The sequence below is a fragment of the Methanobrevibacter sp. UBA188 genome (assembly GCF_905234905.1).
Classification (GTDB): Archaea; Methanobacteriota; Methanobacteria; order Methanobacteriales; family Methanobacteriaceae; genus Methanocatella.
This window is the reverse complement of sequence record NZ_CAJOJM010000001.1, coordinates 1-12,115: the sequence shown is the minus strand read 5'-3', so window position 1 is coordinate 12,115 and position 12,115 is coordinate 1. Positions and strand designations below refer to the sequence as shown.

Annotated in this window: 15 protein-coding genes; all 15 read right to left on the bottom strand. The window is 33.2% G+C overall.

Annotated elements, in window-relative coordinates:
• Positions 1 to 39: 39 nt before the first annotated feature.
• The 15 genes from QZ143_RS00075 to QZ143_RS00005 all read right to left on the bottom strand — a co-directional run bounded on the left by QZ143_RS00075 (position 40) and on the right by QZ143_RS00005 (position 11,506).
• The gene (locus QZ143_RS00075) at positions 40 to 543 is read right to left on the bottom strand and encodes a hypothetical protein (protein WP_292606511.1); all 504 of its coding nucleotides are present in this window, start codon (positions 541 to 543) and stop codon (positions 40 to 42) included.
• Between the two features lie 20 nt (positions 544 to 563).
• Positions 564 to 1,340 (bottom strand): alpha/beta hydrolase-fold protein, encoded by a 777-nt coding sequence (locus QZ143_RS00070; protein WP_292880086.1) that lies wholly within the window; start codon positions 1,338 to 1,340, stop codon positions 564 to 566.
• Positions 1,341 to 1,349: 9 nt separating this feature from the next.
• Positions 1,350 to 1,517 (bottom strand): hypothetical protein, encoded by a 168-nt coding sequence (locus tag QZ143_RS00065; protein WP_292606515.1) that lies wholly within the window; start codon positions 1,515 to 1,517, stop codon positions 1,350 to 1,352.
• A gap of 201 nt (positions 1,518 to 1,718) precedes the next feature.
• A complete protein-coding gene (locus QZ143_RS00060; RefSeq protein ID WP_342765201.1) occupies positions 1,719 to 3,077 on the bottom strand; it encodes an MATE family efflux transporter in 1,359 nt (452 codons plus the stop codon).
• A 1-nt stretch (position 3,078) separates the two neighbouring features.
• Positions 3,079 to 3,714: a flavodoxin family protein gene (locus QZ143_RS00055; RefSeq protein ID WP_292880081.1), complete on the bottom strand. Its 636-nt coding sequence runs from the start codon at positions 3,712 to 3,714 to the stop codon at positions 3,079 to 3,081.
• Between the two features lies 1 nt (position 3,715).
• Entirely contained in the window at positions 3,716 to 4,927 is a 1,212-nt protein-coding gene (locus QZ143_RS00050) for a cofactor-independent phosphoglycerate mutase (protein WP_292880079.1), read from the bottom strand.
• Positions 4,928 to 4,957: 30 nt separating this feature from the next.
• A complete protein-coding gene (locus QZ143_RS00045) occupies positions 4,958 to 5,977 on the bottom strand; it encodes a homoserine dehydrogenase (RefSeq protein WP_292880077.1) in 1,020 nt (339 codons plus the stop codon).
• 8 nt (positions 5,978 to 5,985) lie between these two features.
• Positions 5,986 to 6,471: an amino acid-binding protein gene (locus QZ143_RS00040; protein WP_292606525.1), complete on the bottom strand. Its 486-nt coding sequence runs from the start codon at positions 6,469 to 6,471 to the stop codon at positions 5,986 to 5,988.
• Between the two features lie 11 nt (positions 6,472 to 6,482).
• On the bottom strand, positions 6,483 to 6,698 hold the full coding sequence (gatC, locus tag QZ143_RS00035; RefSeq protein ID WP_292606527.1) for an Asp-tRNA(Asn) amidotransferase subunit GatC: 216 nt from the start codon (positions 6,696 to 6,698) through the stop codon (positions 6,483 to 6,485).
• Positions 6,699 to 6,801: 103 nt separating this feature from the next.
• Entirely contained in the window at positions 6,802 to 8,250 is a 1,449-nt protein-coding gene (locus tag QZ143_RS00030) for an asparagine synthetase B (RefSeq protein WP_292880075.1), read from the bottom strand.
• A gap of 66 nt (positions 8,251 to 8,316) precedes the next feature.
• Positions 8,317 to 8,592: a zinc ribbon domain-containing protein gene (locus QZ143_RS00025; RefSeq protein WP_292880073.1), complete on the bottom strand. Its 276-nt coding sequence runs from the start codon at positions 8,590 to 8,592 to the stop codon at positions 8,317 to 8,319.
• Positions 8,593 to 8,660: 68 nt separating this feature from the next.
• Entirely contained in the window at positions 8,661 to 9,386 is a 726-nt protein-coding gene (locus tag QZ143_RS00020) for an ABC transporter permease (protein ID WP_292880071.1), read from the bottom strand.
• 9 nt (positions 9,387 to 9,395) lie between these two features.
• Positions 9,396 to 10,313, bottom strand: coding sequence for an ABC transporter ATP-binding protein (locus QZ143_RS00015; protein ID WP_292880068.1), 918 nt, complete (start codon positions 10,311 to 10,313; stop codon positions 9,396 to 9,398).
• Positions 10,314 to 10,499: 186 nt separating this feature from the next.
• On the bottom strand, positions 10,500 to 11,261 hold the full coding sequence (locus QZ143_RS00010) for a DUF4013 domain-containing protein (RefSeq protein ID WP_292880066.1): 762 nt from the start codon (positions 11,259 to 11,261) through the stop codon (positions 10,500 to 10,502).
• 8 nt (positions 11,262 to 11,269) lie between these two features.
• The gene (locus QZ143_RS00005) at positions 11,270 to 11,506 is read right to left on the bottom strand and encodes a helix-turn-helix transcriptional regulator (protein WP_292606539.1); all 237 of its coding nucleotides are present in this window, start codon (positions 11,504 to 11,506) and stop codon (positions 11,270 to 11,272) included.
• Positions 11,507 to 12,115 lie beyond the last annotated feature (609 nt).

Genomic DNA, 12,115 nt, shown 5'->3' with positions numbered 1-12,115 from the left:
TAAAAAAACAATCAGAAATTAAACAGTTAATAACTCTTTTTACCTGCTGTTTCGCCAACTATATAATTTATTTGAAATATCTCTATCCGTTTCATTAAACTGATATTGACCTTCATTACCATAGCTTGCAAAGGAAGTTGATTGTACGAAATCATAGCAGGAATCAGTCGGTTCAGTCTGACCGTTGCCTCGTCTGCAATACATCCCATGAGCACGCCCGTAAGGACTTACACTCCAATATGTGCAGTTTAGACAAATTTCATCACCATTGTTCACCATTGAATCATAGTCAGGCTCCCCATAATCATGATTATCGTCGAATGTAATGCTTTTACCACATTCTGCATTATCCTTGCTGACTGATCTGCCACAATTATAGCAATAATACTCATCGGCCAAATCTCCCAATTCACTACCGCAAGTTGGGCACTTAACACATATGACCTCATCTTCGCTAAACATTCCTCCACCACATTCATGGCACAAATAGCCACCAATCACTTCAGTTAATTCAGCTCCACACTTAGGACACAACTTTACCATTTTATCACCACCTGAAAACATTACAGCAATGTTTTAATAAATTCTTTAAGATATTTGTCACAGAACTCCCAGGTATGTTCCCCTTCAGCTTCAACAAATGTGGCATCAATTTCCCTAGACTTTAAAAATTCATGAAAATCAACATTTTTTCCATATAAAAAGTCATCAACACCACATGCCATATAGATATCCGGAATGTCCCTGCAGTTATCAATCAAATGTTTTGGATTCTTATCCGAACTTTTAATTTTATTTAAATCTCCAAAAATTGATTCATAGAAATCTTTTGAACGCAATACATTATCGTCATCAGTGTAATTTACAATATCATCTGTAATAAGAGCAGCAGAAATCATTCCAATTTTTGAGAAGTTATCCCAATATTTTAAACCGTTGCGGATAGCTCCATAACCTCCCATTGAAAAACCTGCTATGAAAGTATCTTCACGCCTGTGAGACAATGGAAAAATGTTTCGAGTAATATCCAAAAGTTCCTGACCAACATATTCACCATAATATGCATGAGATTTCTCATGATCGACATAAAAGCTATTTTCTCCACAGGGAATCACAATAGCTATCCCATTATCCTCTGCAAATTTCTGAATGGAAGTGTTTGCAAGGACTATATCATCACTGCCATACAATCCATGAAGGAAGTATAATGTTTTGTATGGCTGCGGAACGATTTCTTCAGCATCATTTAAGAAATGGATATTGTCAGAGGGAAGAATAACGCTAATGGATGTGCGCCTTTGTAAGCTCTTACACTTGACATCTCCTCTAAATAAAACCAATTGAAACACCTATTCCATAATCTTATCCAATTTTTCATTTATTTCCTTAAGCTGCTTTGACAATATTTCCTGATTTTTTAAAAGCAAATTTTGATTGTCTACAATCACTTTAAAGTGTGCGTCATTCAAATTTACCAAACTCACTACCTTATTGAATATGTCTTCATTATCAATCATCTAATCACCTATGCCCACAATTCGGTTATGAACATTGCATTTGCATTATCTGGCTTTTCAAATCCGAATATTCATGGAATTTTAATTCATATTACCAACTTTCAGGAAAAATGACCCTAAGACCATCACCTACAAGAACAAATCTTGAAGTTGTTTTTTACTAATTATATGTGTATTTTTATATAAGATTTTAGATTTCATTTAAACCACCCGGTATTCCATCCATTTATTTGAGAAATATCGGTAAATGTAAATTCCTGCCCTCACATACCAATCAATAAACATCGCTATCCATGTTCCAAATACTCCAATGCCCATCCAATCTGCTATAACATAAGATAAGGCAATTCTACATGTAAACATTACTGCCAAACTTATATACATTACTGATTTTGAATCTCCAGCTCCCCTGAATGTTGCAGGCAGTGTAAATGACAATGGCCATATTATAATTGCAAAAATTCCATGCCAAATAACCATTTCAGTTACCATTGCTGCAGTCTGGGCAGACAGATTATAAATTCCCAAAATCAAAGGCAACATTGCAAATATCACCAAATTAATTACAATATGAGATAGGACAACCAAAATCAAGCATTTCCTATTATAATATTTTGCCTGCTGATAATCATCTGCCCCAACGCAATTTGATATTACTGCAGTAAGTCCCAAATTAATTGCAAAACCGGGCAGTACCGAAAATATTCCTATTGCATAACCGACAGAGTTTGCAGCTATCGCCATTGTTCCAAAAGTTGAAACCAAACTTAAAACCAACACCCTGCCCAGTTGAAACAAACCATTTTCAATACCATATGGAACACCTACCATCAATACTTTTTTAAGTATTTTAGTATCGAATTTATGTCTGAATGTCCTTTTAATATGCAATCTGTAATTTTCATCAAGGACAAAGTACAATATTAAAAGCGCTGCCAGGACACGTGCCATTACTGTTGGAATAGCTACACCACGTACATCCCACCCAAGATAATAAATGCAAAAGGCATTACCCAAAACATTTAAAACATCACAGATAATCATGACCTTCATTGGAAAAACTGCATTATTGGTTGTTCTAAAAATAGCTGCTCCGGCATTATATATTGCGATGAATGGAATTGACAATGCAACGATATACAGATACATGTCAGCATTATTCCATACATCCGCTTCAATTTGACCAAACAATAACCCGATTAGAAAATGCCTTAGAATCATTACTAAAATCATTAAAACGAAAGATAAAATTGTTGAAAACCAGACAAGTTGAGTTGCAGAATTTTGCGCCTTATCTATCTGTTTGTCGCCAAGATATTGTCCAGCTACAACAGCTCCACCAGTTGCAAGAGCTGAAAATGAAAAAATAAGAAGTTGAATTAAAAAATCAACAAGAGAAACTCCTGAAATAGCTGCTTCACCAAGTGAAGCCACCATTATTGAATCTGCCAAGCCTACAAAAAACTCTAAAGCATATTCTACCAACAAAGGCAGAAACAAGTAGAGTAATGCCTTATTTGTATACAGATAACCTTCAGGAGTTTTAAAAATGTTCATAATTTTATCGGATAAAGTTTGTACGAGGTTTTTCTTCTTCAGTTATGGCTAAACCTTTCTCCTCACCCGCTTCAATACACTTTAGGAAAAATGCCATATTATGGGCCAATTGCCTCATTGTTCCTAAACCTTCCTCATCCTGCATGACTTCTTCAGGAGTGTTTCCATGCACCATATTCCAATAAAATGAAGAGATTATCGGCATTTGGCTAATTCCCAGATATTTTATTAACTGATCATAGGTTGCAGTTGTACCTGCACGTCTTGCAGAACATACTACTGCACCAGGTTTGTGTTTGAACGCTTCTCCTCCCGCACCATGAGAGTTTGAATAAAATGCCCTGTCTAAAAATGAGGTCATAGATCCATTGGCACCGGCATAATAAACAGGTGAACCAAATACGAATGCATCTGCATCATATGCTTTTTTTACAAATTCATTTACAACATCATTGTCAAAAGTACATTCTCCTTTTTCACCACATTTCATACAAGCAATACAACCTGTTATAGGTTTTGTTTTAATCCAAAATATTTCTGTTTCAATATCATGAGTTTTTAAGGTTTTCTCAATTTCTGTTAAAGCTGTATAAGTACAGCCATTTTTATTAGGACTACCATTGACTAACAATACTTTCATTTTAATAATCTCCATCAATTAATCTTTGAACTAAGAAATGACCTTTCTTAAATTCCAATGAACCTTTTTTAACACCTTCTTCATCAAATGATTCACATTCATCACCATCTCTTTCAGAATCAAAGATGATAATAGGCACATTATCACGAGTGTGAGTTCCAACACTGATTGGAGTCGGATGGTCAGGTAAAATTGCTCCCCTAAATTCTCCGCCTTTTAAGCTTTCGATAATAGGACCGACAATAAACTCATCAATTCTTTCTATTGCTTTGACTTTTTCTTCAGTATTTTGAGCATGACCAGCTTCATCAGGAGCTTCTATATGAATCAACAATAAATCTGTTTGCTTCAAGGCTTCGATTCCGTACTCGCCTTTTGCCTTATAATCTGTATCAAAGTATCCGGTAGCTCCAGGCACATCAACAATGTTCATACCTGCAAAGTTTCCTATACCTTTCAACAAGTCCACACCAGTAATAACTGAAGCTGTGATTCCATAAGTCTCTTCAAAGTTAGGTAGGCTTGGAGTTACGCCTTGTCCCCACAACCATATCATATTAGCTGGAATTTCTCTTTGTTGGTTAATTTCATGGTTTTCAAGATATTGTCTTGCTTCAAACATTATTGATTGAATTTCCTGAGCAAGTTCACAGTCCCCAAATAGATTATCGGCTAATTTTTCACCTGAAATATCATGAGGAGGCATTGTTTTAATGCCGGACAATATTTCTGCATCTTCTATGCTGTCACAGGAATATATAAACAAATGTCTGTAACTTACGCCAGTGTAAAATTTGCCTTTGAAATCAGGGTATTTTTCAGTGAAATACTCATTTAAACCTTTCATCAACACATCTGCTTCTTCAGTTGTGATATGGCCTGCATTAAAGTCATCCATTGCATCATTTTCACTGAATATTGTATTGCATCTGAATATTACATCTTCAGGTGTTGTCGGAATGCCTTCACTGCCTGCCTCAAGAGGTCCACGACCGGTATAGTAGTCTGCAGGATTATATCCGAAAATACTCATATTGGCCACATCAGAGCCTGGAGTATATTGTTCAGGAACATTATTTGTAAATCCACCATAGCCCATTTGAGCTAATTTATCAATGTTTGGAGTATTTGCCACTTGCAAAGGAGTTTTACCATCTAATTCATCTACAGGATAATCACTTGATCCATCTGGAATAAAAATTACATATTTCATATTATCAAAAAAAAGTAAAAAAAATTTTAATTAGTTTTTATTTTTTAAAATACTAATTAAATCAGTCAACATCGCAGAAGCAGTTTCTAGAGAACCTGCTCCAAGTCCAATTACTGATACTTCATCAGCCAAATCAGTTGTGATTGTAGCCATGTTTAAAGTACCACTTACATCATAAGAGCTTCCTCTTTTAACTAAACGTGGAGATACTTGTAAATTATCTTTAGATACCTCAGCTATCAGTTTAATTAAATAATCATCTTTTTTAGCCAAATCAATAGCCTGTGAATTGATGCTTGAAATACCTATGACTTTAACATCACTATATGTGGCATCAATTCCTAAAAGGGAATTTGCCAAGATTACGGTTTTACAAGCTGCATCAATACCTTCAACATCCTGTGTAGGATCGGTTTCAGCTATTCCCAATTCCTGAGATTCTTTTAGGATAACTTCATAATCTGAACCTTCTGCAGTCATCCTTGATAAGATATAATTTGTTGTACCGTTCAAAATACCTTTAATTGATTTGATACCACATGAAGAAATTGTTTCCTTTGCCAGATTGATAATTGGCATTGCACCGCCAACACTGGCCTCATATCTGAATTGGACACCTGCTTTTTCAGCAGCACCAACTACTTCCTTAAATTTGAGTGCTAAATGTCCTTTATTTGATGTTACCACATCTTTTCCTTGTTCAAAAGCCTTAAGTGTTAGTGAAAATGCAGGTTCTGCATCAACGATATTTGTAGGAGTTGCTTCAATAAGACAATCATATTCAACAGCGTCCAACACATCTGCACCATTCAAATCAGACCCGAATTCAGGATATGCTGATAACTTTCCATTTTCTTTTTTAGTTTGCACAAGTAATTCTTCATCCAGTCCATCTTGTGAAATTGCAGATGAAGATGAATCAGCTGCAGCAACCACTTTAACAGTTACTCCAGTTTTTTCTTTAATTAAATCTTTTTTCATGGAAAGTGCATTGGCCACACCCTGACCAACTGATCCAAATCCCATTATAATAACTTTACATTCATCCATAATAATCACTAAACCTCATTAATAACAAGTATCTCTTTTTCTTCTGCAATTTCTGCAATTTTATCAAATACTATCTGTTTAAGACCAATGTCTGCTTCAATATTCAATAATGCAGTAGATTTATCTTCACCATCCAATTTAATTTCGCATCCAACAATTAAAACACCATCTAAAGCATTGATTTTATCCATTGTGTCTCTTAAATCGTTATCAATAATATGTCCGAAAAAGATTGTACTTATTTTTTCTTTTAAAACAACATCATCCATTTCAGTAATTGTGATACCCAAGTCCTCAAATCTTTTGACGACATTTTTAAGGTCTTCAAATTCACCTTCCAATGTGAGTTGAACAGGAACCTTGCCGTTTTCAGTTTTATAGTCCCTTTTATGAATTACAGTTACCAAATTTGCACCAAGACTGCCAATCGGTTCCAACACTTTAACTAACTGCCCTGGAACATCCAGAAGTTCTAGAACTAAGTTCATTCTCATATAAATCACTCTTAATTAGTCCAATCTGCTCTTTTAACTACAAGATTTCCTTCCTTATCTATTCTTGCATTCCTTAATATTTTTTCAGGATTTTTTTCATGAGATTCATCTTTACGTGTTAAATTTAAATTATCGGTAATATACCATGTTTCATCAGAATCAGGAATATCTTCTAAAATCTTTGAGAATTTTTCTATAATATCTTCTGCATCTTTTTCGATTGTCATAAATAAAAACTCCTAATAATTAATAATATATTTATTATGTTTTTTAATATTAATAAAGTTAAAGATTAAAATATCTAAAAAAATAAATTTATGTAAAATTTAATTAATTCAAATATTGTGAAATATCCGTGTCTTTAACTATTTTCTTTCTTAAAATCTTATCAATGCCCGTTCCATATTGGGCTGCTTTTTTAGGTCTGTAAGCTATTTCGTAGTCAAGTCCCTCTTCAAAAGCTATTTTTCTCAAGATACTTTTTCTCATATCATCATGCATTGAAACTATTTTTTTATTATCCGGAATATTCAATACCAGTTCCACCAGTTTCTTATCTAAAAACGGCAATCTCAATTCAACCGAATTAATCATTGAACATGCATCATCCCGTTCAAGATTTACATGATACATGTTTGACATGTCTTCCCTCAATGTCCAATTTAGGCTCCCATCAACGAAGTTTTGAAGATATCTTTTGTATCCTCCAAATAGCTCATCGGCACCCTGGCCGGAAATTGCTACCTTTATGCCATCTTTGGCAACTAATTTGGTGGCAAAGTAAGTGGTCAGTCCAACACCAACTTTCATCAGATTATCATCACCAATGGCCTTTACAACACTCGGCAGGGCGTCCCTTATCATATTTTCATTTACTTCACAGATTTCCAAGTCCAAATTCAGGAATTTTGAAGCGTAAATTGCCGCTTCAACATCTTTTGAACCTTCAACACCAACTGCATAGAGTTTAATTTTAAGGGGAACATTTTCAGAAATCTCTTTTAAAAGCAGTGCCAAATATGAACTGTCAATGCCTCCGGAAAATATTACGCCCACCTCAGTTAATCCTTCAACTCTTTTAACGACACTTAACTTTAACATTTTGTCTATTTTAGCAACATCCCCATCCTGAATCTTTTCCCAAAGATGCTGTGCTGGAGATATATCTTCTCCATTAAAGAGTATGTGTTCAGGTTTCAATGTGTTAATGTCACTGAATCCTACTTCCTTAAGTGAAAGGGCTGATGATGCAAATCCAAAATTATTGCCGTTTCTTGAATAAAATAGTGGTTTTACTCCTAAAGGATCACGAACAAGTGCCAAGTTTTCACCATCATATACTGCAAAGGCATAGTCCCCATCTATTAGGCGTGTTGCAAGTTGGATGGCATTAACCAAATCTCCTTTGTTATAGCTATCAATCAAATAAAGCAGTGCATCAGCATCAGAAGTTATCTCAGCAGTAACGCCAACTTTTTTAAGCAAATTTCGAATTGTGTGGAAATTGTATATTTCACCGTTGAAAACCAAAACAAGATTGTCATTTCTTGTAGGCTGAGGTTTTGAAATTCGGTCATCCAAATCATAAATAGAAAGTAAATTATGACCAAAAGCTATTGAATAGTCATTATCATCTGAAAAATCATCCAAATTAATGTCAGTGTGAATTTCATCCAAAAAAACGCCTGATGAATCAGGACCCCTATTTTTTGAGGTTTTTAACATTTTAATTATATCATTACCTTTAAAATTTCCTTGTAAACCTACTATTGAACACATGATATAATATTATAAATTAATAATACTTAAAATTTAAAAAGAAAAAGAAAAAAGTGAGACGAATAATTAATCATTCGCCCATCTTTTTAGTTTGGGAAATACTTCTCTCATCATTGCACTTGCTTCATCCTTATCAATTTCCGGATGGACCTCAACCATTTTTTCAATGCAGAAATTCATCATTTCTTCCATGGACATGTCTGAAGTGAATTCCCCATCCTTAAAACAGTACATGCAGTAATCTTCATTTTTTGAACCGTCCGCATTGGTTGCGAAAAGTTCATCGGTTAACGGCATCGCACATGATTGGCAAAACTTTTGGTTTTCATAATTATCCACCATATCACCTCCAGTATTATTTTAATTGACTTAATATTTAAGTTAATTCAGAGAGCATTTGGAAAATAACCCTACAATGTAACATCAGTTTTAATGAAGTAGCTATGTGAAATAACCAACCCAATTAAGAAAGTAACTAAAATTATTGCATAAGATACAGTAATGCTTACACCATATTGTGCTATTTCACCAGATGCGATTAAATATGGGCATACCCAAGGAACAAACGGTGCCCAGTTTTGACCGTAAACCATTAGATTCACCAATGCTAAAGCGGCACCGCCGACCATTGCAGGAACCATATTAGTAATGAATAATGATATGAATACAAATGGTGAGAATGTTAAAAACAACAGTACATTAGCATAAAGAAGCTGTGCAAAACATTTGGCAAATAGGCTTAAACTAAATCCGTCAAGGCCTGCAATAAAACCAAATATTAGAGTTGATATGCTTGTAACTATTGTCAAAATCACAATCCAAACTAAAAACATGACGTATTTGCTCAATAAAAACTTTGACCTGGATACAGGTATTGTCAGCATAGTCTTTAGAGTATGTTCATTGTATTCCCTGCCAAAAAGGTAAGAGATGATTATTGCAAATATCATGACTGCAAACATTGCTGACATATACATATTCACATTAGTAAACAATGCCTCAAAAGTCTGTCCTTCATCAAATGATGTTACGGCAATGAACATTAAAAATGGAGGGAGAATAGCCCCCATTAAACTCAACAAAAATATTTTTGATCTTTTAAGTTTTAAGAATTCCATTTCAATAAAAGTAAACATCAAATCACCTCAATTATTTGAAACAAATCGTGTGAAAAAATCCTCCAGATTTTCTTCACGAAGATTTACCTTTTTAACATCAATTCCAGCTTTAACGAATAATGCATTGAATTTATCTCTCAAGTTTAAATGAGTGTACAAACAAAGCATATCCCCTTTAACGGCGTAATCCTTATTTTCCTTAAGCTCCAATTTTTTAAATATATCAATAGCCAAATCAATGTTTGATACTTCAAATTCTACAAATTTGTCCAATCGAGCATATAATTCCTCCTTTGAAATTTCCTCAATCAAAATTCCGTTATCCATAAATCCAATAACGTCCGCAATGTTTTCTATTTCACTTAGAATATGTGATGAAATAAGTATCGTTATTCCGAATTCATGAGACAATCTCTTAAGAAGTGTTCTAATCTCTTTAATACCAAACGGATCAAGACCATTTATTGGTTCATCCAAAATCAGCAATTCCGGACTATGCATAATAGCTGCAGCTATTCCCAAACGCTGCTTCATACCTAATGAAAAATCCTTAAATTTTTTTGATTTGTCATTATCCAAGTTTACCATTTGAAGAACTGAATTAATGTTATGAGGGTTGAAATCTCCCCTTATTTTAGAAATGATTTTTAAGTTCTCAAATGCTGTCAGATTTTCGTAAAAACCTGGAGTTTCTATAATGGAACCTATATTTGAATAGATTTCATTTGAATGATTATTAACATTCTTTCCAAATAGAAGTATATCCCCTTCACTTGGATATGTGAGATTTAAAAGCATGCACATTGTTGTAGTCTTTCCAGCACCATTTTTGCCCAAAAGCCCGTAAATCTTACCTTTTTCAACATGCATATCTACTGAATTTACAACCTTATTTTTGTAATATATTTTTGACAAGTTATTTGTTTCGATAACATAGTCTACCATAATACAACCCCCCACAAAATTAAAAAAAAGAAAAGCGGAATGTTTAAAACATTCCATATATCAATCCATAACCTATTGAAGGACAATATCCTTCAATTACTGTAATGTAACAGACATGATTATGTCCGATTATTGATAACATCTAAAGTAACATGCAAAACTCAAAAGTTATGTCGTTGAAGATATTTACTCTTCAACAACATCAGGTGAATTACCTATTTGCATAGTATACAATAATCCAATTGATCTTGCATTGAATATGCTCAAATATGGACCAATAATAAACATGGACACTACTACATTAAGCAACATTCCTAAAAAGAGTATTCCTCCTCCCAGGGTAGCATCTATCAAGAATCCGGACATCCCCAATACTGTGAATATTGATCCAACAATTGCAGTTACAACAGATGAAATGACAACAGTTATGATTATTAATCCCAAATAGGTTAGAATACAATTAAACCAGCCGATATCATCAATGACTCCTTTTATTTCTTTTAATGCAAATGCTTTTGATAATTCACCATCATTATATGCCATATGACATAATGCCATTTGATTCATTAAACATGCCACTACGCCAACAACCAATGTAATCAAGCATCCTATAATCATCAATGCAACAGCTGCAACATCGCCGGCATATGATGCACCAAACATGAATATTAAAAATATTATTGCAGGCACAATCACATATGCAATTTGGACAATTGCGACTTTTATTCCATCAACAAACATATTTACAATTTCATCAAATTTTGGCAGAGGATCTCTTCCATTGATAACCCCGTGCACCGCATTATTAATAACTCTGTAATTATATCCAGTAATTAAGAAAATTGGTAACAATAATACACTGAATAAACAAATCACACCTAATATCAATAATGTTTTCCAGTCTTGAGCTGAATACTCAAATGCATCCTTATATATGTCTAAAATCATTTTATCACCTAATAATAGTCATCATCGAAGATAAATATCTCTTCCATGATGAAATATTTCTCTCGATCACCTTTGAACATTATTTTATTGAAAACTTGGGTTATTTCATAAGCTAAAAATAAAGATGGATTATATCTACCATTTTCCAGCGCATTAATGGTTTGACGGGTTACACCAACTTTGTCCCCAAGTTCTTTTTGGCTCATTTTGAGCTCTTGCCTTAAATATTTAATCATGGTTCTCATAGTAATCCACAAATTAATTCATTTTTGCAAAAAGTATTTAAGTACTTAAGCAATTATGTTAAAATATAATTACTTATGTTAACCTTACATTACATAGTATATAAACTTTACTATTTTATATTAATTCATTTAAATTTATTTAAAAATATTAAAATAGAAAATATAACTGTAATTTTCAAAAATTAGATATATTTAATTTATCTAAATATAATACATAACTATTAACTATTATTTTTTAATTTATGATGATTATACAAGTTTTTTAATGATAAAATTAAAAACAAAATATTTATATATGAGGTAATGCATCTTTAACATATGTAACATTTGATTAACACATTCGATGTTACATATCACTTCCAGGCAGAAAAATCATAATTAAGAACCCATAATATCCAACCCGTTTTTCCTAAAACTCTGCCTGGAACTAAACTATTTTTCACACATATATTGACTGCAGAATAATTAACGTTAAAGTCGATTAAATTAAAAGAAGATTTTTTAAGTTTAATTTAATGGATTGTTTTTTACATTAACATCAAGGATTTTACAAAACAAGACCTGTTCAACTTCAGATATATATCAAACACTTTTCAAAACCAAATCCAA